At 38.0% G+C, this 26,656-nt stretch carries 25 protein-coding genes and 8 tRNA genes; 30 read left to right on the top strand and 3 right to left on the bottom strand.

Features of this window, described 5'->3' with window-relative positions:
• The first annotated feature begins 111 nt into the window (after positions 1-111).
• From murB to ACYQ35_RS04990, 22 genes are all read left to right on the top strand, one after another.
• Positions 112-1,023 (top strand): UDP-N-acetylmuramate dehydrogenase, encoded by a 912-nt coding sequence (gene murB, locus ACYQ35_RS04885; protein WP_009461520.1) that lies wholly within the window; start codon positions 112-114, stop codon positions 1,021-1,023.
• Position 1,024: 1 nt separating this feature from the next.
• A complete protein-coding gene (gene rapZ, locus ACYQ35_RS04890) occupies positions 1,025-1,885 on the top strand; it encodes an RNase adapter RapZ (RefSeq protein ID WP_459830842.1) in 861 nt (286 codons plus the stop codon).
• Between the two features lie 13 nt (positions 1,886-1,898).
• Positions 1,899-2,861, top strand: a complete 963-nt coding sequence (gene whiA / locus ACYQ35_RS04895) for a DNA-binding protein WhiA (protein WP_009461518.1) — start codon at positions 1,899-1,901, stop codon at positions 2,859-2,861.
• A complete protein-coding gene (locus ACYQ35_RS04900; protein ID WP_009461517.1) occupies positions 2,854-3,111 on the top strand; it encodes an HPr family phosphocarrier protein in 258 nt (85 codons plus the stop codon). Before whiA ends, ACYQ35_RS04900 begins: the two co-directional genes overlap by 8 nt.
• A gap of 52 nt (positions 3,112-3,163) precedes the next feature.
• Positions 3,164-4,099: a diacylglycerol/lipid kinase family protein gene (locus tag ACYQ35_RS04905; RefSeq protein WP_009461516.1), complete on the top strand. Its 936-nt coding sequence runs from the start codon at positions 3,164-3,166 to the stop codon at positions 4,097-4,099.
• A gap of 14 nt (positions 4,100-4,113) precedes the next feature.
• Positions 4,114-5,484, top strand: coding sequence for a sodium-dependent transporter (locus ACYQ35_RS04910; RefSeq protein ID WP_009461515.1), 1,371 nt, complete (start codon positions 4,114-4,116; stop codon positions 5,482-5,484).
• A gap of 278 nt (positions 5,485-5,762) precedes the next feature.
• Positions 5,763-5,834, top strand: a tRNA-Glu gene (locus ACYQ35_RS04915).
• A 351-nt stretch (positions 5,835-6,185) separates the two neighbouring features.
• Positions 6,186-11,735, top strand: coding sequence for an NPCBM/NEW2 domain-containing protein (locus ACYQ35_RS04920; RefSeq protein WP_459830848.1), 5,550 nt, complete (start codon positions 6,186-6,188; stop codon positions 11,733-11,735).
• Positions 11,736-11,846: 111 nt separating this feature from the next.
• On the top strand, positions 11,847-12,710 hold the full coding sequence (gene fba / locus ACYQ35_RS04925; RefSeq protein WP_459830850.1) for a class II fructose-1,6-bisphosphate aldolase: 864 nt from the start codon (positions 11,847-11,849) through the stop codon (positions 12,708-12,710).
• A gap of 132 nt (positions 12,711-12,842) precedes the next feature.
• On the top strand, positions 12,843-14,954 hold the full coding sequence (locus tag ACYQ35_RS04930; RefSeq protein WP_009461512.1) for a glutamine synthetase III family protein: 2,112 nt from the start codon (positions 12,843-12,845) through the stop codon (positions 14,952-14,954).
• 19 nt (positions 14,955-14,973) lie between these two features.
• Positions 14,974-15,411, top strand: coding sequence for a DUF1700 domain-containing protein (locus ACYQ35_RS04935; protein ID WP_009461511.1), 438 nt, complete (start codon positions 14,974-14,976; stop codon positions 15,409-15,411).
• 328 nt (positions 15,412-15,739) lie between these two features.
• Positions 15,740-15,895 (top strand): hypothetical protein, encoded by a 156-nt coding sequence (locus ACYQ35_RS04940; RefSeq protein ID WP_009461510.1) that lies wholly within the window; start codon positions 15,740-15,742, stop codon positions 15,893-15,895.
• Between the two features lie 95 nt (positions 15,896-15,990).
• Entirely contained in the window at positions 15,991-17,154 is a 1,164-nt protein-coding gene (locus ACYQ35_RS04945; RefSeq protein WP_459830854.1) for a THUMP domain-containing class I SAM-dependent RNA methyltransferase, read from the top strand.
• A complete protein-coding gene (locus ACYQ35_RS04950) occupies positions 17,147-17,746 on the top strand; it encodes an XTP/dITP diphosphatase (protein WP_009461508.1) in 600 nt (199 codons plus the stop codon). Before ACYQ35_RS04945 ends, ACYQ35_RS04950 begins: the two co-directional genes overlap by 8 nt.
• A 4-nt stretch (positions 17,747-17,750) precedes the next feature.
• Positions 17,751-18,230 carry a metallophosphoesterase family protein gene (locus ACYQ35_RS04955; protein WP_009461507.1) on the top strand — a complete coding sequence of 160 codons (480 nt, stop codon included), beginning with the start codon at positions 17,751-17,753 and terminating at the stop codon, positions 18,228-18,230.
• 182 nt (positions 18,231-18,412) lie between these two features.
• Positions 18,413-18,487: transfer RNA gene (locus tag ACYQ35_RS04960), tRNA-Pro, on the top strand.
• A 4-nt stretch (positions 18,488-18,491) separates the two neighbouring features.
• Positions 18,492-18,562, top strand: a tRNA-Gly gene (locus tag ACYQ35_RS04965).
• Between the two features lie 47 nt (positions 18,563-18,609).
• Positions 18,610-18,683, top strand: a tRNA-Arg gene (locus ACYQ35_RS04970).
• A gap of 7 nt (positions 18,684-18,690) precedes the next feature.
• A tRNA-His gene (locus ACYQ35_RS04975) sits at positions 18,691-18,764 on the top strand.
• A gap of 11 nt (positions 18,765-18,775) precedes the next feature.
• Positions 18,776-18,847, top strand: a tRNA-Gln gene (locus ACYQ35_RS04980).
• Positions 18,848-18,856: 9 nt separating this feature from the next.
• A tRNA-Lys gene (locus ACYQ35_RS04985) sits at positions 18,857-18,929 on the top strand.
• Positions 18,930-18,993: 64 nt separating this feature from the next.
• Positions 18,994-19,073, top strand: a tRNA-Leu gene (locus ACYQ35_RS04990).
• A 90-nt stretch (positions 19,074-19,163) separates the two neighbouring features.
• Here the strand turns inward: ACYQ35_RS04990 and ACYQ35_RS04995 are convergent.
• On the bottom strand, positions 19,164-19,484 hold the full coding sequence (locus ACYQ35_RS04995; RefSeq protein ID WP_459830858.1) for a helix-turn-helix domain-containing protein: 321 nt from the start codon (positions 19,482-19,484) through the stop codon (positions 19,164-19,166).
• A 102-nt stretch (positions 19,485-19,586) separates the two neighbouring features.
• Here ACYQ35_RS04995 and ACYQ35_RS05000 point away from each other — a divergent pair, with 102 nt between their 5' ends.
• The 5 genes from ACYQ35_RS05000 to ACYQ35_RS05020 are packed head-to-tail and all read left to right on the top strand — an operon-like array spanning position 19,587 to position 23,345.
• The gene (locus tag ACYQ35_RS05000) at positions 19,587-20,138 is read left to right on the top strand and encodes a zinc ribbon domain-containing protein (RefSeq protein ID WP_009461505.1); all 552 of its coding nucleotides are present in this window, start codon (positions 19,587-19,589) and stop codon (positions 20,136-20,138) included.
• Between the two features lie 14 nt (positions 20,139-20,152).
• Complete coding sequence (locus ACYQ35_RS05005) at positions 20,153-20,980, top strand: zinc-ribbon domain-containing protein (RefSeq protein ID WP_009461504.1); 828 nt, start codon at positions 20,153-20,155, stop codon at positions 20,978-20,980.
• A gap of 7 nt (positions 20,981-20,987) precedes the next feature.
• On the top strand, positions 20,988-21,329 hold the full coding sequence (locus ACYQ35_RS05010; protein WP_459830863.1) for a DUF2085 domain-containing protein: 342 nt from the start codon (positions 20,988-20,990) through the stop codon (positions 21,327-21,329).
• Positions 21,330-21,366: 37 nt separating this feature from the next.
• Positions 21,367-21,894: a zinc-ribbon domain-containing protein gene (locus ACYQ35_RS05015; RefSeq protein WP_459830865.1), complete on the top strand. Its 528-nt coding sequence runs from the start codon at positions 21,367-21,369 to the stop codon at positions 21,892-21,894.
• Positions 21,895-21,926: 32 nt separating this feature from the next.
• Positions 21,927-23,345: a zinc-ribbon domain-containing protein gene (locus ACYQ35_RS05020; protein ID WP_459830868.1), complete on the top strand. Its 1,419-nt coding sequence runs from the start codon at positions 21,927-21,929 to the stop codon at positions 23,343-23,345.
• A 216-nt stretch (positions 23,346-23,561) separates the two neighbouring features.
• Here ACYQ35_RS05020 and ACYQ35_RS05025 read toward each other — a convergent pair whose 3' ends face one another.
• On the bottom strand, positions 23,562-23,795 hold the full coding sequence (locus ACYQ35_RS05025) for a helix-turn-helix domain-containing protein (protein WP_009461500.1): 234 nt from the start codon (positions 23,793-23,795) through the stop codon (positions 23,562-23,564).
• A 116-nt stretch (positions 23,796-23,911) separates the two neighbouring features.
• Here ACYQ35_RS05025 and ACYQ35_RS05030 point away from each other — a divergent pair, with 116 nt between their 5' ends.
• Positions 23,912-24,070, top strand: coding sequence for a hypothetical protein (locus tag ACYQ35_RS05030; RefSeq protein ID WP_009461499.1), 159 nt, complete (start codon positions 23,912-23,914; stop codon positions 24,068-24,070).
• Positions 24,071-24,114: 44 nt separating this feature from the next.
• Positions 24,115-24,549 carry an NfeD family protein gene (locus ACYQ35_RS05035; RefSeq protein ID WP_009461498.1) on the top strand — a complete coding sequence of 145 codons (435 nt, stop codon included), beginning with the start codon at positions 24,115-24,117 and terminating at the stop codon, positions 24,547-24,549.
• 19 nt (positions 24,550-24,568) lie between these two features.
• Here the strand turns inward: ACYQ35_RS05035 and ACYQ35_RS05040 are convergent, their stop codons facing one another.
• Positions 24,569-25,561: an aromatic acid exporter family protein gene (locus ACYQ35_RS05040; protein ID WP_009461497.1), complete on the bottom strand. Its 993-nt coding sequence runs from the start codon at positions 25,559-25,561 to the stop codon at positions 24,569-24,571.
• Between the two features lie 167 nt (positions 25,562-25,728).
• On the opposite strand from ACYQ35_RS05040, the gene ACYQ35_RS05045 reads away from it, so the two are divergent.
• Entirely contained in the window at positions 25,729-26,652 is a 924-nt protein-coding gene (locus ACYQ35_RS05045; RefSeq protein ID WP_459830873.1) for a beta-ketoacyl-ACP synthase III, read from the top strand.
• Positions 26,653-26,656: the final 4 nt, after the last annotated feature.

Genomic DNA, 26,656 nt, shown 5'->3' on the forward strand with positions numbered 1-26,656 from the left:
TAACGTATTTTTTACGAATTTGCAAGAGTTCATTGAATTTAGAAGAGGATTAGTGTATCATGAAAAGAAATGTTTTGATAACAGATAGGGTATAAATAACAGGAGACAGGTATGGATAGAAAATTTTTAGATAGAGTAACAGAAATTATAGATAAAGAAAGAGTTTTTACAGATGAGCCGATGAGCAGACACACTACATTTCGCATCGGCGGACCGGCAGACTGTTTTGTCTGCCCTGAGACGGTTGATGAAGTACAGAAAGTTGTTCGTTTGTGCAATGAAATGGATATGCCGTTTTATCTGCTCGGAAACGGAAGCAATCTTTTGGTGGGAGATAAAGGTTTTCGAGGTGTGATTGTCCGCCTGTATAAGCAGATGGACAAAATCGAAGTGTCGGGAACTAAGATAAGAGCGCAGGCAGGCGCTTTGCTTGTGAAAGTGGCAAGTGAAGCGTGCAGGAACGGGCTGACGGGTCTTGAATTTGCCGGAGGAATCCCGGGAACCTTAGGCGGTGCGGTTGTGATGAACGCAGGTGCTTATGGCGGCGAGATGAAAAACGTTCTGGAAGAAGTGACCGTATTGACAAGAGAAGGAGAACTTCTCACGTTAAGTAAAGAAGAATTAGAGTTGGGATACAGGACAAGTATTGTTGGAAGAAGAGGTTACATTGCGTTGGAAGCTGTTTTACAGTTGGAAAAGAAAGATGCAAAAGAAATTAGAGAATATATGAATGAACTCAGAGAGAAGAGAACGACAAAACAACCGCTTGAATATGCCAGCGCGGGAAGTACATTCAAAAGACCGGAGGGGCATTTTGCGGGACAGTTGATTGAGCAGGCAGGACTTAGAGGTTTCCGTGTCGGAGATGCGCAGGTGTCCGAAAAGCATTGTGGTTTTCTTATTAACAGAGGGAATGCAACTGCAGAAGATGTGGTGGAATTAATGAGAGAGGTGACGGTAAAAGTGGAAGAAAAATTTGGTGTTACGCTTGAGCCGGAAGTGAAAAAACTGGGAGAATTTTAAGATGAGAGTAGTAATTGTAACGGGAATGTCGGGAGCAGGTAAAAGTACAGCATTAAAAGTTTTGGAAGATGTAGGATATTTTTGTGTAGATAATCTGCCGATTCCTCTGTTTCCTAAACTGTCGGAATTATTAAAAGTGCCGGGACCGGAGTTCAACAAAATTGCGCTGGGGCTTGATATCCGCGGGGGGCAGGAATTTTCGGAGTTGGAGGAGATGTTAAAAGAAATTTCCTGCGAGATTTTGTTTTTAGATGCAAGCGACTCGGTGTTGATTAAAAGATATAAGGAAACGAGGCGAAACCACCCGCTGACAGCACAGGGAAGCATCGGGGACGGTTTATTGCAGGAAAGAGAGATTCTTGAGCCGATTAAGAAGAGGGCAGACTACATTATTGACACGAGTCTTCTTCTGACAAGAGAGTTAAAACAGGCATTACAAAATATTTTTGTGAATAATCAGGAATACAAAAATTTATATCTCACCGTCGTATCTTTTGGGTTTAAATATGGTATTCCAAACGATACTGATTTAGTGTTCGATGTCCGCTTTTTGCCAAATCCGTATTATATAGACGAACTCCGCCCAAGAACAGGGAATGAAAAAGAAGTGCAGGATTATGTGATGAGTAATGGAAAAGCAGATATATTTCTACAGAAATTGAAAGATATGGTCGAATTTTTGATACCGAATTATATATCTGAAGGGAAACATCAGTTGGTTATCGGAATAGGCTGTACAGGAGGGAAACATCGTTCCGTTACTTTGGCAAATGCTTTATACGATTATTTTAAAGAGAAAAATCAGTATGGGGTGAGAATTGAGCATCGCGATATTGAAAAAGATGCTCTCAGAAAAATGTAAGTAGAGGTGGCAAATGTCGTTTTCGGGAGAAATTAAAGAGGAATTAGGCGGACAGATAAGCACGGCAAGACATTGTCAGATTGCGGAAATTTCTGCATTAATCAGCATGTGTGGCAGCGTCATGATTGACAGCAATAATCGTTATGCAATAAAAATACATACAGAAAATCTGATTGTTGCAAGAAAGTGCTTTACATTACTGGAAAAAACATTTAATATAAGAACTGAAATTTCCATACGAAAAAATCTCATCAGGCAGAGTGTTTCGTATTGGATTATTGTGAAAAAGCATGAAGAAGCAATAAAGGTGCTTCAGGCAACGAAGTTGATTAATAAAGATGGAGAAGTTTTTGAGGAACTTTCCATTGTAAAAAACGTAATTGTTCAACAGTATTGTTGTAAAAGAGCGTTTATCAGAGGTGCTTTTTTAGCATCGGGATCTATCAGTGACCCGGAGAAATCCTATCACTTTGAAATTGTCTGTGCCGTTCGTGCGAAAGCCGAGCAGTTGCAGAAGATAATGAATAGTTTTGGGATAGATGCAAAAGTGATACTTCGGAAGAAATCTTATGTTGTATACGTCAAGGAAGGTGCGCAGATTGCAGACCTTCTTAATATCATAGAAGCACACGTTGCATTGATGAAATTTGAAAACGTGCGTATCATAAAAGATATGCGTAACACGGTAAATAGAAAAGTAAACTGTGAAACAGCGAATATTAATAAAACTGTTTCCGCAGCGGTAAAACAAGTGGAAGATATTGTGTATATTCGCGACACAATCGGGTTGGAAAACCTGTCTGATGCCTTGCGAGATGTGGCATTGACAAGGTTGGAATATCCGGAAGCAACATTAAAGGAATTAGGGGATTTACTCACTACACCAATAGGAAAATCGGGAGTGAATCACCGTCTGAGGAAATTGGGCGAAATGGCCGATAAACTCAGAGAAAACAAGGAGGTACGTTATGATTAAGCAACCGGTGACGATTCAGGCAGAAGATGGTATTTGTGCAAGAGTGACAGCAAAGGCAGTTCAGGTGGCGAACGAATTTAAAAGTCAGGTCTTTATTGAAGTAGGAACAAAAAAAATTAATGCTAAAAGTATTATGGGTATGATGAGTCTTCAACTTTCAACAGGAGATGAATTAACAGTAGTTGCAGATGGCGATGATGAGACTATGGCAACGGAGAAGATGAAAGAACTTTTAGTATCAGGAAAATAGATAAAAAGATTGCGTCTCGACGCAATCTTTTTTGAAATATATGGAGGGTAACATGAAAAAGTTATTGTTTATTTATAACCCTAATGCAGGAAAAGGATTATTAAAACCAAGATTATCTGATATTTTTGATATTTTTGTGAAGGCGGGATACGAAGTGACTGTATATCCGACACAAAAATATAGAGACGGTTACAGAAAAGTGGCAGATTTTACGGGAGATTATGATTTGCTTGTATGCAGCGGTGGAGACGGAACGCTGGACGAAGTTGTGACAGGAATGATGCAGAGAGAAAATAAAATTCCAATCGGATATATTCCTACCGGGACGACGAATGATTTTGCCAAAAGTCTTCATATTCCGAGAGAACTGTTAAAAGCGGCTGACGTTGCGGTCAACGGAGAGATATTTTCATGTGATGTGGGACGTTTCAATAAAGATATCTTTGTTTATATTGCTGCATTTGGTCTGTTTACGGACGTTTCCTACCAGACAAAACAGGAAATAAAAAATGTTCTCGGTCATTTGGCATATGTTTTGGAGGGAACAAAGAGATTGTTTAATATACCGTCATATAATATTCGGGTGACTCACGATGGCGAAGTTATTGAAGATGAGTTTATTTTTGGTATGGTAACAAATTCCCGGTCAGTGGGCGGATTTAAAAATATGGTAGGGAAAAAGGTCGTGTTTGATGACGGGGAATTTGAGGCGACTTTGATAAAGAAACCGAAAAACCCACTGGAACTGCAGGGGATTATTCTTGCCCTTGTTTCGGAGCAGCAGGATTCAAAATATATGTATTCCTTCAAGACAAAAGAGGTTACATTTGAATCGCTGGAAGAAATCTCATGGACACTTGACGGAGAATTTGGGGGAGAGCATGATAAAGTAGTTATTAGAAATGCTCAAAAAGAGTTACAGATTATGGTAGATGCGGAATGTAAATCGTCATTGATGGAATATCCGCAGGAAAAAGAAGAGGAATAGAGGGAAAATTACAGATGGAAAAGAGAGAAAAGTTTTCTTCGAGATTAGGTTTTATTTTGATCTCGGCGGGGTGTGCAATCGGTTTGGGGAACGTGTGGAGGTTTCCATATATTACGGGACAGTATGGCGGCGGAGCATTTGTGCTGATTTATCTGTTCTTTCTGCTTGTGTTAGGTTTGCCGATTGTTATTATGGAGTTTGCGGTAGGAAGAGCCAGCCAAAAAAGTGTCGCCAAGTCTTATGAGGTGCTTGAACCGAAAGGAACGAAGTGGCATATACATAAATATTTTGCCATCGCAGGAAATTATTTGCTGATGATGTTCTATACAACCGTAGGCGGCTGGATGGTAGCCTATTTTGTAAAGATGGCAAAAGGAGAATTTGCGGGAGCGGGTGCGGAAAAAATTTCGGAAATTTTTACGGCGTTGACTTCCAACAGAAATGAAATGTTATTTTGGATGTTGGTGATTTCTGTTATCGGTTTGATTGTATGCTCTTTAGGTTTAGAAAAAGGGGTGGAAAAGATTACGAAAGCAATGATGGTCAGTCTGTTTTTGATTATGATCGTTCTTGTTGTTCGCGCGGTGACATTGCCAAATGCGATGGAAGGTCTTTCATTCTATTTAAAACCGGACTTGAGTAAGATGAAAGAAGTTGGGATTGGAACAACCGTATTTGCGGCTATGGGACAGTCATTCTTTACGCTCAGTATCGGTATCGGCGCTTTGGCAATTTTCGGAAGTTACATTGGAAAAGAGAGAACACTTGCGGGAGAGGCAATAAGTGTTACACTGCTGGATACGTGTGTGGCGATAATGGCAGGATTAATTATTTTTCCGGCATGTTTTGCCTTCGGCATCAATCCGGGGGAAGGACCGGGACTTGTTTTCGTGACGCTGCCGAATGTATTTAATGAAATGGCAGGCGGGCGTTTGTGGGGAGCGTTGTTCTTCCTGTTTATGACGTTTGCGGCGCTATCCACAATTATTGCAGTATTTCAAAATGTTATTACCTGCGCAAGAGAATTGTGGGGGTGGTCTCTGAAGAAATCTACATGGATTAACGGAATTTTACTTATTGTTTTGGGAATCCCGTGCGTACTTGGAATGACGGACTGGGCGGGATTTACAGTCGCAGGAAAGAATATCATGGATTTGGAAGACTTTATTGTCAGCAATAACCTTCTTCCGCTCGGTTCACTGGTCTACCTGTTGTTCTGTGTGACAAGATACGGCTGGGGCTGGGATAATTTCTTAAAAGAAGCAAATGCCGGAACGGGATTGAAGTTTCCGAAAAATAAGGCAGTGAAATTTTATCTGACATTTATTTTGCCGGTTGTTGTGCTGTTTATCTTCGTTCAGGGATATTGGACGATGATGAAATAAGAAAAGAGTGGAAATCTTTTGGAATATTTATCATTACACTGCTTGCCTACATAGACAAGCATAAAAAATAACTGCCCCTGTTTTTGACCGAATGTGTGGGCAGTTATTTAGAACTCCAAGGTCAACCACTTGTGGCGGTTGTTCTCTCTTGTTATTATTATAAAATGGAAATAAGAAAAGTGCAATATATTTTCTTTTGTCTCAGAAAAAATAATGATTTCAAAATTTGTACTTGCATATTAGGAAAAGATGTTTTATAATATACAAGTATGAAAAACGGCTCCATGGTCAAGCGGTTAAGACGCTAGCCTCTCACGCTGGAATCAGGGGTTCGATTCCCCTTGGAGTCATTATACAAATGAGAAAGAAATGCCAAGCATCTGAATATTTTCAGGGGTTGGCATTTTTAGCATATAAAAACTGTCAAGTTCCTTGAAAAAGGGATTTGGGCAGTTTTTTGTTGTGCACAATTTTCCGATACAATAAAAAATATATTTTGTGAAAGCATACATAATCTTTTCTATTCTTTACAGTTCATTATATTTCCCCCTAATAGTAAAAGTATACAAAAAACAAAAGAAATTTTTAGTATAAAAGGGAGTAACATGTATAAAACAACGAAAAACATAAAAAGAAGATAAGAACATTGAAAAAATTATTAAAAACATACAAAATGAAAAGTAAAGAAAAGGAGGAATATTATGAAAAAGAACAGAAAACGAAGTAGAATTATGAGTTTGCTGCTTATATTCGCTTTATTACTTCAGCCGACAGTCAGTTTGGCAAAGGACGGAGAAGAAAGTGCGAAGAAAAATAACGGTGTTGTAATTGACGTACGTGATTTTGGTGCAGATCCAACCGGAGTCAACGATAGTGCTGAGGCAATTTGGAAAGCGTTAGAAGAAGCAAAAAAGGTATCAGACGGAGGAAAGAAAGAGGTTACATTGAACTTTCCAAAAGGAGAATACCATATTTACAAAGACAAGGCACAGAAAAGGGAGTATCATACCTCTAATACAAACAGTATTGAAAATCCGGTAAAAACAATCGGAATTTTAATCGAAGAGCAAAAGAACCTTACCATTGAGGGAAATGGTTCTTTATTTATGATGCACGGAAATATGATGGCTTTAGCGGTGGCAAAGTCAGAAAATATTACTTTGCATAATTTTTCGTGGGATTTTGCAGTTCCTACTGTATCTGAGATGACGGTTACAAATATGGGCGAAAGTGGAGGAAGAGATTACACAGATTTTTATATTCCGAATTGTTTCCCATATGAAATTCAAGGAAATACGATTCTTTGGAAGAGTGAAAACAGCCCGTATACAAATTACCCGTATTGGACGGAAAAAGGAATACATAATTCCTATGCAGTAGTTGCATACCAGCCTGATGATGAGATGACAAGAAATTATTATACTAATCAGGGACCGTTTCAAAATGCAATTAAAATTGAAAAGTTAGAAAATAATCAAGTGAGAGTTCACTATGCTGTAACACGTCCTGCCATGCAGGAAAAAGGAATGGTTTTTGAACTGGCAAGCAGTGCTGTAAGAGAAACGGCAGGTGCATTTACTTGGGAGAGTAAAAATGTCCGTGCAGAGAAAGTAAATGTTCATTTTATGCATGGATTTGGCTGGCTCATTCAGATGAGTGAAAATGTATATTACAAGGATTGCAATCTTATGCCAAGAGAAAATTCAGGACATTTGACAGTGAGTTATGCTGATGGTATTCATGCGTCAGGTGCTTCAGGAGAAATTGTAATTGAAAATTGTAATTTTGCCAATACACATGATGACCCGATTAATTTGCATGGAACGTTTACAAGGGTAGAGAAAAGAATAGATTCTCACACATTAGAGTTAAAGTATATTCACAATCAGCAGGGAGGATTTCCACAGTATCATGTAGGAGATAAGGTTCAGTTCTTTACAAGAGATTTGCTGTCTTCAACAGACGGAGAAAAACAGTATGAAGTAGCGGAGGTTATTTCCAATCCGGGTGAAAATGGAAACGATCTTCGTACAATGAAAATTAAATTTAAAGAAGATTTACCGGAAAATCTATCGGATAAAATTGGTGGTCAACCTAAATATGTGGCAGAAAATGTAACATATGCACCGAAAGTTACGATTAGAAATTGTACATTCAGAAATGTGCCTACAAGAGGTATACTTTGTACAACAAGAAAGGAAGTCATTATTGAAAACAATGTTTTCCACAATATGTCTATGGCAACCATTTTCCTTTCCAATGACTCAAATGACTGGTATGAGTCAGGACCTATCCGTGATATGAAAATCAGAAACAACACTTTTTATATAAAGGATATAGGAAGAACAAGCTGGGAATATGCACCTGCAATATATATTCACCCGGTAACAAAAGGAGGACAATTCCCTGATGCATCAAATCCGATTCATAAGAATATCAGTATTGAGGGAAATACATTCTATATGGACGAGGATACGGTGGTAAAAGCGGAAAGTGTAGAAAATCTGACATTTAAAAACAACAAAGTATTCCGTATGAATCCTGATGTAACAGTGGGAATTGCATTAGATAACAAAACCATTCAGGCAGGTCAGTCTGTACAGTTAAAAACAGATGCTAAAGGAAATACAAATAATAAGAAAGTAGACAATGTTTTTGAATTTACAAAATCAAAAAATGTTAAGATTGAAAACAATGTGTATGATGACGGATTGAAATTGTATGCAGTGGCGGAAGATGATGCAACAGAAAAGAATATTTCTATCAAAGGTGATGATATTAAAGTTATTCGTAATAAAAATCAAGCGCCTGTAGAACCGGTACGAAATATTTGTTATGCAAGCACCAATCCAGATGTTGCAACTGTAGATAAAAATGGGCAGATTTTAGGAATAAAACAAGGAAAAACAACTGTTTTTGCATACTATCGTTGGAACGATACGATTGTAAAATCAAATGAGATTGAAGTTACAGTTGGTGGAGAAGCGACCGAAACAGAAAAAATTGAAATAAAAGAAGAGGATAACAAAGAAGTAAAAGTAAATGAAAAAGTACAGTTCACACTGAAAAAGGGAAATGGAGCAACATGGTCTGTAACAGATTTCCTTACAGGTGGAGAAACAAACAGTGCAATTATTTCTTCCACAGGTGAATTGACTGCAAAAGCAAATGGTGTTGTTTGGGTAAATGCAGTAAAAGGAACAGCGAAAGATAGAAAAGCAGTTGTCATTTATGGTGGAGAAGTGAAAGCACTTAACGCTGATTTTGAGATTAAGCGTGAAGATAAGGCAAAATATAAATTGACAGACAATTCTATTGAAGTGACAATGCAGCCGGGTGATTTGTATACGAATACGAATACGGTGAAGAATTTATTCCTATACAATCCGAAGAATGTAGAGAAAAATAATCTTCGTGCAGTTGTAAAAGTAGAGGGATTGCCAATAAAAGAAAATAATCAGTGGGATACAGCATCATTTATTTTATACCATGATGATGATAACTATGTGACAGTAGGAAAGAAATCGCATTATAATGGAATTGCTACTGTAGAGGAGAAAAATGCCGCTGCACAGGAATATCATGGAAATGAGGCGGACAACAATGTAACTTCTGCATATTTGGGAATAACGAAAAAGAATGATAAAATTACACTTTCTTATCAAAAAGAAAATGGGGAATGGCAGACAGCAAAAGAATTTACAAATGCATCATTTGGAAATGACTATAAAATCGGTATGGCTTGTTGGGAATCAAATGCACGAGCAAAGAAAGTAACATTTTCCGATTTCCATGTGGGAAGTGCCGATACAGAGTTCAACAAGTTGTTAGAAGGAGAAGAAATCTCCGTTCAGCAGACAAAGACAGTACGTCCGACTGTTTCTGATGTGAAGACAAAAGTAGAAAACGGTAAAGCAAAAGTGGAATATAAATTTGCTGATACACAAGGTGCAAAAGAGGGTGAAACCGTATACAGATGGTATTGGAAAGAAGGAGAAGTAGAAAAGACAACTGTAACAAAAGAAAAAGAACTTTCTGTTGCAGGTAAAAAAGATATTTTCTGTCAGGTATATCCAAAAGACCAATACGGTATCGTAGGAATGCCAAGCGAAAAGGTGAAAGTAGCAGTTTCGCCTGAACAGACAGACGAATTGCAGGAAATTTCCGTAAACAATGGTATAGTATATAAACGTGGTGATAACAAAGAGCAGAATATACTTGTACCACAATCGTTAAAGAAAATAATGTTATCTTATGTTTCCGTAAATGATAGTGTGGGAAAAACACAGATATATATAAACGGAACAGAAGTTGCGGGAGAATTAAATAATACGGATACTCTTATTTTAGAGGTACAGGATAAAGATGAACTTCGGATTGTACGTGGAAAAAATACATATGTATTAACCGTACAGTTAAAAGGTGAAAGTGCAATTCAAGTTAATAAACTAAGTATGCCACAACTACAGTTTGAGCAGAACAAACCGATAGAAACAAAGAGTTTTTATATGAATGCAGATGGCAGTAAAGCAACATCTGACATTGTAGTAGAAACAGAGGGAAAAATCGGAAAAGTGGAAGTGCTTGCAGGAGAATACAGAACACCGTTGAATGTTTCAAATGAAGGGAACAGATACACGGCAAAAGCGGATTTCAGAAACGGTTTAAATAGTTTCTATGTTCGTGTTTATGCCGAAGACAATACAACATACGAGCAATATATTTTAAATGTGACTTATATGCCTTCAACTAAAATGCAGGTAAACGGTATTACATTGAATGGCAAAGGATTAACAAACTTTGATGCGGAAAAAGAAGAATATTTCTTTGCGTTGGACAAAAAAGAAAAGAACTTAAATGTAAAAGTAAATACAGATGCATCAGCAGTTAAAATTTCTTTAAATGGAGAGGTGAAAAATGGTACGGAAGCCACATTTAACAAATTAAAAGAGGGAGAAAATACACTTCTTATACAGTGTGTGGCAGGAGATAAACTATTTAAGAAAAATTATCGTGTAACCGTTTATAAACAGTTTGATGCAAATACAGGTATTCAGGAAGTTATTTTAGATGGAAAAAATATTACTTCTGATTTACTAAATGAAAAGAAAACAAGTGAGCAGTTTGTCGATAGTGATAAGACAACATTAAAAGTAACTGCTATTGATTCAGATGCGACGGTGGAGGTAAAACAGACAAGAGAAAAGGCAGCGAAAGGAAATGTTTTCGAGGGAGAACTTAATGTTTATGATGGACTGCAAAATGTAGACATTGTTGTAACAGCAGCAGATAGAAAAACAAAAGAAACATATCGTATCGAACTGAGAAAAGGTGCATACCTGTCAGATTTAGAGTGGGAGAGCGCCACAGTAGGTTACGGTACACAGGTAAATCGTGATAGAAATCATTTAGGCAGTACAATTCAGTTGGCGAATGAAAAGGGCGAACCGGTAGCATTTAAAAAAGGTTTGGGAACGCATGCGGAGTCTGTAATCGTGTATGACATTACAGGAAAAGGTTACAAGGCATTGGAAGGATTTGTTGGAATTGATTATTGTCAATACAATGCAGACGATGGAAAAGTACAGTTCTGTATTGAGATAGACGGTCAGATTGTATTTGACAGTGGTGAAATGGCACAGAAAACACCGATGAAAAAATTTGCTATAGAATTGCCTGAAAATGCGAAGAAAGTTACGCTTAAAGCATTAAAAGGTGAAAATAACTTTAATGACCATGCGGACTGGGCAGACGCCAAGTTTTTGGGAGAATTTCCGGAGAAAACATATACAATCACTGCAAATGCAAATGATGATAAAATGGGTGTTGTAGAAATTGTTCCTGAAAAGGAAGTTTATCAAATCGGAGAAGAAGTAAAAGTCATCGCAAATGTAAACGAAGGATATAAATTTACAGGTTGGCTAGAAAACAATGAGATTATCAGCACAGAAAAGGAATACACATTTACAGTAGATAAGGATAGAGAATTGACAGCACAGTTTGAAAAAGAAGAAAAACCTGTAGAACCGGATAAACCTGTAGTTCCAGAAAAACCGAATAAACCTGTAGCACCACAGATACCGCCTAAACCGGACAGACCAAATGAACAGAAACCTTCACAAAATGGCAATGCAGGACAGCCACAGAAACCGGTAAAAACGGGAGATGACAGTCAGAGTACATTAGCATTATTTGGCTTTGGCATTTCTGCAATTGCTTTAGCATATGTACTAGGAAGAAAGCGAAAATAAGCGTTTCTTTTGTTATGTAGTGGGAAAACGGAATTTAGGGTTTCCATTTTTAAAAATATGGGGTATAATTATCTTATTCTAAAAATAGAAAACAAACGGAGGAATGGAATTATGTTAGTATCAGCAAAAGATATGCTTCAGAAAGCAAAAGCAGGACACTACGCAGTAGGACAGTTTAATATCAACAACCTTGAATGGACAAAAGCAATCTTACTTACAGCACAGGAAAACAACTCACCGGTAATCTTAGGTGTTTCAGAAGGTGCTGGAAAATATATGGGTGGATACAAAACAATCGTTGGAATGGTAAACGGATTGTTAGAAGAATTAAACATCACAGTACCTGTAGCACTTCACCTAGACCACGGTAGTTATGAAGGTTGCTTAAAATGTATTGATGCAGGATTCTCATCAATCATGTTTGACGGTTCACACTACCCAATCGAAGAAAACGTTGCTAAAACAAAAGAATTAGTAGCAATCGTTAAAGAAAAAGGAATGTCTCTTGAAGCAGAAGTTGGTTCAATCGGCGGAGAAGAAGACGGAGTTGTAGGTGCAGGTGAATGTGCAGATCCTGCAGAATGTAAAATGGTAGCAGATTTAGGAATTGATTTCCTTGCAGCGGGTATCGGTAACATTCACGGTAAATATCCGGAAAACTGGCAGGGACTTAGTTTTGAAACATTAGATGCCATTCAGCAGTTGACAGGTGAACTTCCATTAGTTCTTCACGGAGGAACAGGAATCCCTGCTGATATGATTAAGAAAGCAATTGATTTAGGCGTATCTAAAATCAATGTAAACACAGAATGCCAGTTAGCATTTGCAGCAGCAACTCGTGAATATGTTGAAGCAGGAAAAGATTTAGAAGGTAAAGGATTTGACCCTCGTAAATTATTAGCGCCTGGTTTTGAAGCAATCAAAGCAACAGTAAAAGAAAAAATGGAGTTATTCGGTTCAGTAAACAGAGCATAAGAATAATACAAATGGGAAGAGATGTAGTTCGCACTGCATCTCTTTTTCTTAATATAAAGAAAATCTTGCAAAAAGAAAAAAAGTAGGGTATCGTATAAGTAAATTTGCGTATACGTTGGAGGAAGAGGAGAAATGAGAGAGTTCATTAATGTAGCAGAGATTTTTGGGGAAAATGTATTTAATGATACAGTTATGCAGGAGAGACTGCCAAAGAAGGTGTATAAAGACTTAAAGAAGACGATAGAAGATGGGAAAGAGTTGGATCTTGTGACTGCGGACGTCATTGCACATGAGATGAAAGAGTGGGCAATTGAAAAAGGGGCGACCCATTACACACACTGGTTTCAGCCTTTAACCGGAGTGACTGCGGAGAAGCACGATTCTTTCATTTCTGCACCGATGCCTAACGGGAAAGTTCTCATGAGTTTTTCGGGGAAAGAACTGATTAAAGGAGAGCCGGACGCATCTTCCTTTCCATCAGGCGGGCTTCGTGCAACATTTGAGGCGAGAGGATACACGGCGTGGGATTGTACGTCACCGGCATTTGTCCGTCAGGACGCAGGTGGGGCAACTCTCTGTATTCCGACAGCATTCTGCTCCTACACAGGAGAGGCTCTTGACCAGAAAACCCCATTGCTTCGTTCTATGGAGGCGTTAAATAAGCAGACGCTGCGTTTACTTCGTTTATTTGGAAATACGACGGCAAAGAGAGTTATTGCTTCCGTTGGTCCGGAACAGGAATATTTCTTAGTTGACAGAGAAAAATATTTAAAAAGAAAAGATTTAGTGTTCACGGGAAGAACATTGTTTGGTGCGATGCCGCCGAAAGGGCAGGAGTTGGACGACCATTACTTTGGAAGTATTCGGGAAAGAATTGCCGCATACATGAAAGATGTCAACGAAGAACTATGGAAACTGGGTGTGTCCGCGAAGACACAGCACAACGAGGCTGCGCCTGCACAGCATGAACTTGCACCGATTTATGCACAGTGTAATGTGGCGGTGGACCACAACCAGTTAATTATGGAAGTGTTGAAGAAAGTGGCTGCAAGACACGATTTACATTGCCTTCTCCATGAAAAGCCGTTCGCGGGGGTAAATGGTTCGGGTAAACACAATAACTGGTCACTGACAACCGACGACGGAAAGAACTTATTAGAACCGGGAAAAACTCCTCACGAAAATATTCAGTTCCTCTTCATTTTGATGTGCGTGTTAAAGGCGGTGGATACGTATGCGGAGTTGCTTAGAGAATCGGCGGCAGACCCTGGAAATGACCATCGTTTAGGGGCGGCGGAAGCGCCGCCTGCGATTATTTCCGTATTTTTGGGTGAGCAGCTGGAGGACGTGTTAGAGCAACTTGTATCTACAGGTTCGGCAACACACAGTTTGAAATCGGGGAAATTAGAGACAGGTGTGCGCACTCTTCCAAACCTTGCAAAAGACGCAACGGACAGAAACAGAACTTCCCCGTTTGCTTTTACAAACAATAAATTTGAATTCCGTATGGTTGGTTCAAGAGATTCAGTTGCAGCACCGAACGTTGTAATCAATACAATTGTGGCAGATGCTTTTTCAGATGCCTGTGACATTTTGGAAAAGGCGGAAGATTTCGACCTGGCAGTACACGATTTGATTAAAGAATATGCGATTAAGCATCAGCGAATTGTATTTAACGGAAACGGCTACTCCGAGGAATGGGTGGAAGAGGCAAAAAGAAGAGGGCTTCCAAACTTAAAATCCATGGTGGAATCCATTGATGCGATGGTTTCGGACAAGGCTGTAAAACTATTTGAGAAATTCAATGTATTTACAAAAGCGGAACTGGAATCTCGTGCGGAAATCCAGTATGAAACATATGCGAAAGCCATTAATATTGAAGCAAGAGCCATGATTGACATTGCGAGCAAGCATATTCTTCCTGCTGTTGTGAAGTATACAAAACAGTTGGCAGATACGGTTATTGCAGTAAAAGAGGCGGGAGCCGATGCGGAAGTACAGTCTGAAATTTTAAATGAAGTTTCAAGACTGTTAAAAGAAGCGAAAGAGGCTCTTGTAAAATTAGGTGAAGTGACAAATCAGGCAGCGGAAAAGGAAGAGGGAAAAGAGCAGGCATTCTGGTTCTATGAGGAAGTGTCTCCGGCAATGCAGGCGCTTCGAGATCCTGTGGATAAGTTGGAAATGATAGTTGCAAAAGAAGTTTGGCCAATGCCTTCATATGGTGACTTAATGTTTGAAGTATAAAAAGAAAGTGAGTTAGAGAATGTACCGCAATAAGTTTTTAAGCAGTCTTCGGGAAGCGCTCGAAGGAAACATGAGTGAACAGGCAGTAAAAGAAAATCTACAGTACTATAAGACATATATTGAAGATGAAGTGAAAAAGGGAAGAACGGAAAAAGAAGTTGTGGAAGAACTGGGAGATCCGTGGATAATTGCCAAAACTTTAATTGAATCTCCGGGCGGAGAGCAGACTTATGAGGAAGCAGAGGAGGACAATGTCAGCCGGTACGAAGACCGGAGACAGAACGTGCATATTTTGGGCTTGGACACATGGTGGAAGAAAGCGGCGCTGATTCTTGCTATTGTGGGCATTATTTTTGGAATAGGGACACTTTTAGTTGGTGTAGTGCGAATTGTATTGCCTATACTTATACCGTTTTTGGCGATTATGTTTTTGATTAAATTCTTTCATAAGAAATAAAAAATGACAGGTCATATCTCGACGATATGACCTGTCATTTTTTCATAGCACATTATACTCACATATTGTAAAAGACCGATAGGGGAGCTATCGGTCTTTCGAGGGGAGTATAAATAATTAATAAGGGGTTGTAGAAATAATTTCTACATGGGTTAGTATAATATAAAATGGTAAAAAAAGCAAGAAAAACTTAAAAAAAAGTTAAGGTTCTTATTTTTACATAATGAATAGAAAGAGCGATGACGAGCCATAATATTTTTGTAATCAAAGTACAGCGTGATTTACAGGTATGAACTTTGAGAAACAAAAAGATGAGGAGGAAGTAAAAATGGCAAAAACAAATGGAACAAACAACAAAACAAGAAACGCATATTCATCAGAGGCAGATTATCAGAGCAAGAAAAACAAGACTTCAAACAAGAACACAAATGCATCTAAAAACAAAATGAATAACGCAGAATCAAACGAGTATAACAACAACTAATCTGCAGATGGGGACGCAATAAAAATGTTGCGTCCCCATTTGACATATGCGGTAATTTCAAATAATATAGAAAGCAGATAACATTGGAGGTACATATGGAAAGAATAGAATTAATAGCCCCTTGCCATTTCGGATTAGAGTCCGTGTTAAAAAGAGAAGTGCAGGATTTGGGGTATGAAATATCAGTTGTGGAAGACGGAAGAGTTTCCTTTTATGGCGATGTGGAAGCCATTTGCCGTGCAAATATTTTCTTGAGAACGGCGGAGAGAGTTTTATTAAAAGTAGGTTCATTTAAGGCAACTACATTTGATGAGTTATTTGAAAAAACAAAACAGATTGCGTGGGAAAAATATATTGCGAAGGACGGCAAATTTTGGGTGACAAAAGCGGCGTCAGTTAAGAGCAAACTGTTTAGTCCTTCAGACATTCAATCTATTATGAAAAAAGCGATGGTAAACCGTCTGAAAGAGCATTACGATGCAGAGTGGTTTGAGGAAAGCGGAGCGTCTTACCCGGTACGTGTTTTTATTAAGAAAGACATTGTGACGGTGGGAATTGACACATCAGGCGTTTCTTTGCATAAGAGAGGATACAGACAGTTATCGAGCAAAGCGCCTATTACGGAAACGCTGGCGGCAGCGCTCATTATGCTCACACCGTGGAAAAAAGACCGAATTCTCGTTGACCCATTTTGCGGCAGCGGTACATTTCCGATTGAAGCGGCAATGATTGCGGCAAATATTGCGCCGGGCATGAATCGTTCCTTTACGGCGGAAGAATGGACGAATTTTATTCCAAAGAAGGAGTGGTACAACGCTGTTAATGAAGCGAATGATTTAGTAAATGATGACATTGAGGTTGATATTCAGGGATATGACATTGATAAATCCGTTATTAAGGCGGCAAGAGAAAACGCGAGGGAAGCCGGCGTGGAACATCTGATACATTTTCAGGAGAGAGCAGTTAAAGATTTGCGTCACCCGAAAAAATACGGTTTCATTATTACAAACCCACCGTACGGGGAAAGACTGGAAGAAAAGAAAGATTTGCCAAAACTGTACGGGGAATTCGGGGAAAGTTTTAAACTGTTAGACAGTTGGTCTGCGTACATGATTACAAGTTATGAAGATACAGAAAAATATTTTGGGCGTAAAGCCGACAAGAACAGAAAAATTTATAATGGAATGTTAAAAACATATTTCTATCAGTTCTTAGGACCAAAACCACCGAGAAAACAAAGGGAGGATACAAATGAGTAATAAAATTTTATTTGCCACGGGAAATGAAAATAAGATGAAAGAAATCCGCATGATTCTGTCGGACTTGGGAATGCCGATTCAGTCGATGAAAGAGGCCGGAATTGATGTTGACATCGTGGAAGATGGAAGTACATTTGAGGAAAATGCGATTATCAAAGCAACTGCGATTGCAAAAATGACGGGAGATATTGTACTGGCAGACGATTCGGGATTGGAAATTGATTATCTGAATAAAGAGCCGGGAATTTATTCGGCGCGATATGCGGGAGTAGACACTTCTTATGACATTAAAAATCGTATGCTGTTAGACCGCTTGGAGGGTGTTCCTGATGAAAAGCGCACCGCACGTTTCGTATGCGTTATTGCCTGTGCATTTCCTGATGGAACCGTGGAGACGGCAAGAGGAACAATTGAAGGAATTATAGGTCATGAGATAGCGGGGGAAAACGGTTTTGGCTATGATCCTATTTTCTATCTTCCGGAATATCAATGTACTACAGCGGAATTAGAACCGGAGAAAAAGAATGAATTAAGTCACAGAGGAAAAGCGCTTCGCGCCATGCGTGCGATTATGGAAAAAAAGTTGGGATAGTAAAATGAGAGTTTTGATTGTAAGTGATACGCACAGATTACATAAAAATTTGGATATTGCGTTAGAGCAGGCGGGGAAAATTGATTTGCTTCTACATATGGGAGATGTGGAAGGCGGCGAAGATTATATTGAAGCCGTTGCAGGCTGCCCGGTACGGATTGTTGCGGGAAACAATGATTTCTTTTCGCAGTTGAATAGGGAAGAAGAAGTTCAACTGGGAAATCATCGCATTTTCATGACGCACGGACATTACTATTATGTATCCGTTGGAATGGAAAGAATTAAGGAAGAAGGACTGTCAAGAGGAGCGGACATTGTCATGTTCGGGCATACACACAGGCCATATCTTGATATAGGAGAAAAGATTACCGTACTGAATCCGGGAAGTCTTTCTTATCCACGCCAGGAGGGGCGTCGGGCAAGTTACATGATTATGGAAATCCATGAGGACGATTCCGTGGAATATGAACTGCATTATATTTAAAGCAGAGTGCATATATCAGAACCGGCGCCGTTGAAAAACAGGTGGCTTTCAGGTGCCGGTTTTAGTGATAAAAAAGCGAAAATAAAAAAATGTAAAAAAAATAAAAAAAGTTGTTGACATTTCTTATACGAGCATATATAATAACCATTGTGTCACGGAGATGACAACAAAAAACTTCACATCGGGGTGTGGCTCAGCTTGGCTAGAGCGCCTGGTTTGGGACCAGGAGGTCGCAGGTTCGAATCCTGTCACCCCGACTTTGCGGGTGTAGTTCAATGGTAGAACACTAGCCTTCCAAGCTAGATACGTGGGTTCGATTCCCATCACCCGCTTTCTTAAAGCCAATTTAATATAAGAAATTACTTTAAGACAAGCATATGTGTTTGTAGCTCAGTTGGATAGAGCAACGGCCTTCTAAGCCGTGGGTCAGGGGTTCGAATCCCTTCAAGCACGCTTTGTGGTGGGTATGGTGCAGTTGGTTAGCGCGCCAGATTGTGGTTCTGGATATCGTGGGTTCGAGTCCCACTATCCACCCTCAAATATAGTGGGCTATCGCCAAGCGGTAAGGCACAGGACTTTGACTCCTGCATTCGTTGGTTCGAATCCAACTAGCCCAGATTGAATATGGAGCATTAGCTCAGTTGGTAGAGCACTTGACTTTTAATCAAGTTGTCCGGGGTTCGAATCCCCGATGCTTCACTTGATGAACAAGCGTAAGTTTGTTCATATTTATTTTAAGGAGAAATTCTTAAAAATATAATATGCGGATGTGGCGGAACTGGCAGACGCGCTAGACTTAGGATCTAGTGGGAGACCGTGCAGGTTCGATTCCTGTCATCCGCAGTAATAAGGTCGTGATCTTTGAGAAATCAAGGGTTGCGGCTTTTTTCGTGTGTGGAATTATATTTTACAAGAATGAGAAATCGGAAAGAATTACTGTAAAGCCTTAATGATTTTTAAAATCTGTTCTTTTGTTTTGGTGTCGCAAGCATGTAATTCATGGATGATTTCTTGTTCAATAGCAGAAGAGGTATCGTTATATTCTTCAGAAAGAACATAGTCAACAGTAGTATTTAACGCATTACATATCTGTACTAATGTGGAAAGGGATACTTTAACACGATTGTTTTCAATGTTGCTGATGTGACTGGTGTTTACATCCGCGACATTGGCAATATATTCTTGTGTCAGATTTTTAGAAAGTCGTATTATTCTTAATTTTTCTCCAATTCGTTCAAAATTCAAATTAGCCATATAATAACTCCTAACAAATATTTATCTAATTGTAATATTTGTTTAGTTATAGTATAATAATCTATAAATATAAAAATATTAGTTACAAAGGAAGATGAAGATATGATTAAGTGTAGTAATTGTGGAAATGAAATTAGGGAAGGTACAAAGTTTTGCTCAAAATGTGGAAGTAATATTTTGGAGCAACAAGAAAAGAGGAATGATGAGATTTCAAATGAAGAAAAGAATAAAGTGGAGCAAAGTAAAGCGGCATTTTATTTTGAAAAAGTAAAAATGATTGGAAGACTACGATACAAAATTATCCAAACAAAGGTAAATAATGATGGAGATGGTTTAGAGATAAATCAAAAGACACATAGATTTTTAAGGAAAGATAAAGCGAACCATTTGGAGATAAAATTATCAGAAATTAGTTCAATGGAATTAAAAACAAAAATGGATTTTTGGGATACAATGTATGCGGCACTATTTGGGGTAATCTTTCTGTTGGATACAACAGATATAGCATGGCTTCTATTGATAGCAATTTTTTTGTATACAGGTTATGGAAAGATTTTAAATTTGAAAATGAAAAATGGACTGAATTTTGAAATTCCTGTAAATGGAATGACTGAAGATGTAGAGCGATTTCGGGCATTGGTTAGGAAAGAATAGGGAGTGTGTATAAGATGAAATATTGTGGAAAATGTGGAAATGAAATAAATGAAGAGGATCAATACTGCCCTAATTGTGGTAATCGGGTAAATGATGAGCAAGTAGAAAGAACTGAAAATTCATTTCAGGGTAATAACACGGATAAAACGCTTTGGGAATCACTTGTTGAGTTTTTTAAGGTGCTAATCGAATGTATAAAGGATACTGGGATAAATATTATCCGTACGATTGATAAAGTGATTCAGACAGAACCGAATATCCCAAAAGATTCTATGTGTCCGTATTGTAACAGCGAGGATACCTTTCCAATTGTCAAGAGCGAAACGGAGATAAAAACTAAAGGTTACAGTATAGGGAGAGGCTGTTGTGGAATGTGTCTGCTTGGTCCGTTTGGAGTATTGTGTGGATCGTTCGGCTCTGGTTCTAAAGTAAAGAGTATTTCTCAAACATGGTGGGGATGCAAAAATTGTGGAAAACAACATCTAGCACAACACGATGCTGTGGAAATGATGAGGGTATTTATAGACAAGATGGTTATAAATTGTCTCTGTTATGGCTCTATTGGTTCTCTTTTGCTCTATCCAATATTGGATGAACTTGTGAATGGATTTTTGAGAACACTCATAATCGTTTTTATAGCCGTTATAGTGGGAGTTTCCGTACCACTATATTTTTTCTATCAATTATGTGAAGATATAGACAAACAATTAGGGTATAGTGTTTGGGATATTTTAGAAGTGGAGAAGAAGAAAGAATTTTGGGATAGCATAAAATATTCGATGATATCTCTAGCGGTTACATTGATTATTGTTTGTCCGATTTTAATATATTTTGCAGAGTAGGATGATTATGGATAAAAAAAGAATATATAAGAAACTTATAATGATAGGAAGAGCAACAGGATGTCATCAATTACCGGAACGAAGTTTCTTCTATCATGGAAAGCAATTTCCAGTATGTGCTAGATGTACAGGAGTGTTTATTGGAGAAATTTTGGGAGTTGCTTTATTTAAAATTGCTGAAATTTCTAATTTAACCGCAATATTGTTCTGTTTGATTATGTTTGTAGATTGGTTTGTACAATACAAGTTTCAGAGAGAATCAAATAATCTGCGTAGACTGGTAACTGGTTTTGTGTGTGGATATGCATTTGGAAATTTTATTATGAAATATTTAAGATATTTTATGTAGTGAAGAAGATTAGGAGTAAGAGTGCGAGGAGATAATTATGTTTTGTGAAAACTGTGGAAAAGAAATAAAAGATGGTGAAAGGTTCTGTAGGAATTGTGGATCAGAAATTAAAAAAAGAGGAACTGGTTTAGAGCCAGAATCACAAAAAACTTTTGCGATTAAGGGTGCTAGTAAAAAGAAAAACTGGAAAACTATTGCAATTATTGCTTTAGTGATTGTTGTGGTAATAGGTATATTTAAATGGAGTTCTAAAGAGGAAACGTTGAAGTTTAATGTGCGTGTAGTTAATAATACAGGTTTTGATATTTGTGCCCTCTATGCTTCTGAACCAAATGTAGACAACTGGGAAGAAGATTTGCTAGACGAAAATATATTATGTGATGGGGAAAAAATGAATATAGAATTCATAATTACAGAAGATAATCTTGATTGGGATTTTGCGATTGAAGATGTAGAGGGGAATATCTTAGAATTTTACGGATTGAGTTTTGCGGAATGTGATGTTGATGGAGCGACACTGATTTTAGAGTATGATGGATATGAGACGACTGCGACATTATATTAAAATTATAAAAAAGAGATAAAGGATGTGGAAAAATGTTTTGTGAAAATTGTGGGAAAGAGATAAAAGATAATGATGTGTTTTGCCCAAATTGTGGAAAGTTAATACAAGAGGAAAAGGCGTCGAATAGTTCGGATGTGAAAAACAGGAGTGATATAGATAAACCTAAAAAGAAGAAATCAGGAAAAGCAATAGCTCTGGTGGGAATCATAGCGGTTATTATAGCAGTAATTATTCTTGTAATGAAAATGTTCGGAGGAAACTCTAATACAAAAGAAATTGTGGAAAAATTGAAAACTTCTACGACGGTTAGTAAAACAGAGAATGGATATGAATTTACCTATGGTGATATGTGGACATTATGCTATACAAAGGAATCTGCGTTCGTAATCATACCAGATTCAACTTTGAGTGAATATTTTGAGGAAGCATGGGGAATTGGAGAATTAGGAGATGATGGAACAGTTAGATATAATTTAAAGACTGAAAACTTAAATATGTACTGTGATGCGGAAGTTGAGGGAGAAAACTTATCAGTTATTACATATGATGTAGAAGAAGATGAAATAACATTCATTGTAGATGGAGAAAGATATGAACTCAAGAAAAAGTATGCACAACAGATTAAGAAGGATGATATTGCAATTATGTTAAAATCAGGCATAGATAATTTTGTAGGTGATTTAAATTATATTGACCTTACCAAAGAGGATGTTGCACATTTGACATATAAAGATATTAAATCAAATGTGGATGATAAAGAATTGAAAACAGTGAAAAAAGACAAAGAGTCTGAAGTGCCTAAAAAGGAAGAAACAGAACCTAAAGAAGAACCAGTAAAAGAACCACAAGAAGAGTCATCAGAGAGCAGTGAAGAGGAGAATGTATTGACAGACCCAATTACAATGGGCTGGGCAGGTACATATAAGGATGATGATTCAGGAGAACGTCTTGTAATTGCTTCTATTGGATATGAGTGGTCTTATGTAATGTATACAGCAAGCGGGCAAGTTGAGCAGAAAGAATCCGGATGCAGCGCAGGTAAAGATTATTTAGAAGGGCAATATTATACATTTTATAAAAATGAAAATGGATTGCTTGGTGTAACATCAGGAGCAGGGCAAGGTTGGGGAAATTATCGTAGAATTAGTGGTACTTCTACACCTGATTTGGAAATCGAAGGAACTTATGAAAACGATACAACGATAATCACAGTATCAGAACAAATGGCAGAAGCAAGCACAGAATATGTTCCTACGGGGGCAGATATAGCGGCAATTCATGTAAAATATAATAATGGATTGGAAATTAATGGTAGATTATATACACAAGGAGACGGGGGATTGGCAATTGTAGACAGTATTTCTAAAGAGATATATGGAACTGCTACATTTAAAAATGGTCAAGTAGAAGTCACAGGTAGCGGATTTGACGGAGTTCTAAAATCTAAGTAAAAGTATTCATTTTCAATTACATATTATAACAGTGAAACAATATTGGACAGAGCAGAATCTTTCGGGTTTCTGCTCTATTTCTATGCAGAAATAGGAGGCATGGAACAAATTTCATTATAGAAAACAGAAGGGGATTATTCTTGTAAGTAATAGAATATAAATTATATTAAAAGATATTTCCGTATTTGAATAATCCGCACTTCTGAATTACAGAGATTAACTCTTTTTCTTTGTCGGCGGATAAGGTGTTTTCACATCTGTCAATTCCAACAGATAATCTGTGCTTGTATTGTAATACTTTGCTATCGTCACCAGATAGTCAATGGGAATCGTGCGGATACCGCTTTCATATCTTCTATAAACTTCACGATGGCATTTCAAAATATCAGCCATATTTTCCTGTGTTAAATCATGGTCAGTTCTTAAATCTTTCAAACGTTTTAAATACATAAAATCACCTCTTGATAAGGCTATCATTTAGTGGCATAATGAAAGTAGAAATACAACTATATGGTTGCAAAATCACAACTTGAATGGAAGAAAAGTTTAAGTTAGAGGTAAGCAAAATGAAAAATAATTTAGAAGAAAAACAAATGATGCAGGCAATACATATACTGTTGCAAGATGATAAAGAATATAATGCCCGAATAATACGAGATTTAACCGAGGAGGAATTTAAAAGTTTTTTACGGCAATGTCCTGAATTCCTTGAAGAAATTCCATAAACCGGAAATCGATATTCGGGCAGACGGAAATAGGAGGGATTTCTATGGAAAGTGTAATTTGGTTAGGATTAATATTAGTTTTTTTGATTGTTGAGATTATAACGGTTGGGCTTACTTCCATATGGTTGGCCGGCGGTGCTCTGGTGGCACTGATCTTAAATCAGTTAGGGGTAAATCTTATTTGGCAAATAGTTGCCTTTTTTGTCGTATCGGTAGTGCTGATGGTATTTACACGTCCGTTTGCAAAGAAATATATTAACGCAGGGCGGACAAAGACAAACTATGAAAGCATTATCGGAAAGACGGCAAAGGTGACAGAAACAATTGATAATCTGAATGAGACAGGGGCAGCCGTCGTGGACGGTCAGGAATGGACAGCAAGGGCGAAAGATACTGTGGACGTTATTGAGAAAGATGAAATCGTCAAAGTTTTGGATATTATCGGAGTGAAACTAATCGTGGAGAAAGTACAAAAATAGGGTGGTGCGAATGCACACTCTATTTTTGTACCCAAAATGTTTCGATTTGATGGGAGGACAGATTTTTTGTAAAATCCCTTTTTAAAATAAGCATTTCCCTCAATTCGTTTACAATCTCATAAAGCACCGCGCGGGATTCAAATTCCTGTCTGGAAGATGGGAGAGAGGCTGCGCGAAATTTTTGGCGGAGAAGAGAAAGATATTTTAATAAATCTTCTGCATTATCATAATTTTCCATAGAAATGGCAACGACACGCATAAATTTGGAAACTAAATTGGTCTGTAAATAGGATTCCTGCAGACGCGGAAGATTTCGATGGATTTGTTTTAAAAGTGCGGTCTGTTCGGAGCGCATGCGAATGTAGGAAACATAATAACTCATATCTTTCAGAAAAAAATTTTTCTGTGTATATTGTGCATGGGTAAGAGAGGTAGAGAGAAGGTTTTCTAATTCGGACAGATTTTGAGCGATACTCTCACTTAAATACTCCTGAAAAATAGCACGGGACATTGTAAATAAAATTTGCGACATTTTTTCCTCTATGTCTTTCTGCGCCTTTCTGATTTTTTCGACTTTATTGGGCATATACAAGTTCATCAAAATTCCCATAGAAATACCGATTAACATAAGTCCCAGTTCGTTGGCAAGAAGAGGAAGAGACATTTTCTTAGTTTTCCAAAGATGCAGCATAAGAACGGTACTCATGGAAAAGCCTTCGGTTAAATGCCAAAATTGACAGAGTAACTGATAGACGGCAAGATAAATACCGAGGCTAAGCAGAGAATAATTTAAAAACGGAAAAAATAATATTGCGACAAATACAGCGATGAAAAAGGAGAGAAGACGCTTTCCGGCAACGAGAAAAGTATCCTTTTTCGTATTTAAAATGCTGAGAAGAGTGATTGTGATAACGGATGTAGAAAAGTTTAGAGAGAAAACCTCAGCGATAAAAAAAGCAATGCAGCACCCGAAAGAAATTTTAATTGTTTTGATGTAGTCAAGAGTTTTCATAGACAGTCTCCTTTATTGTAAATAACGGCTTTTTTAATATAGTATGGCTGAATGGACGGAGTTTATTTTGGGAAAAGATAAAAATTTTTATTGACAAATGTTTTTTTAGTAGTATACTTTGAATATCAAAGTATTTGAAAATCAAAACAAAATATGGAGAAGAGAAAATGATAGGAAAAATATGTGGGACAGGGGCATACGTCCCACCCAATGTTATGGATAATAATGATTTGTCAAAACTTGTGGAGACGAGTGATGAGTGGATACGGGAAAGGACAGGAATCGTAAGACGACATATTGCAGACGGGGAAAATACGGTGAGTATGGCGGTAAAATCTGCAGAAAGCGCATTGAAAAATGCCAATATATCGGCAGAGGAAATCGATTTTATTATTGTATCCACCATATCTTCAAATGTAATTCTGCCATGTGCCGCCTGTGAGGTGCAGAAAGAAATCGGGGCAGTGAATGCGGTCTGTTTTGATTTGAATGCGGCGTGCAGCGGTTTCCTGTTTGCGTACAATACGGCGCAGGCTTATATCGCAAGTGGAATATACCGAACAGGAATTGTGATTGGAGCAGAATGTCTTTCCAATCTAATTGACTGGAAAGACCGGGGAACATGTATTTTATTTGGAGACGGCGCAGGTGCGGTTGTGGTGAAAGCAAAGGAGGGAACACAACCTTCGATCATCACACATTCGGACGGTGAAAAAGGAAAGGCGCTCACCTGTGAGCAGAATGATTTTATTCACATGGACGGTCAGGAAGTATTTAAGTTTGCCGTAAAGCAGGTGCCGAAATGTATTTGCGAGTTGTTGGAGGCAAACGGCTTGAAAAAGGAAGAGATTCATTACTTCATACTGCATCAGGCTAACAGAAGAATTGTGGAAGCCGTGGCAAAAAGATTAAAAATAGAAATAGAAAAATTTCCCATGAATCTTCAGGAATATGGAAATACTTCCTCGGCGAGTATTCCGATTTTGCTAGACGAGATGAATCAGAAAGGTTTGTTAAGAAAAGGAATGAAAATTGTAATAGCGGGATTTGGCGCGGGACTTTCATGGGGAGCAAGCCTGATTGAGTGGTAGGTAA

This window comes from Faecalimonas hominis (assembly GCF_054660755.1).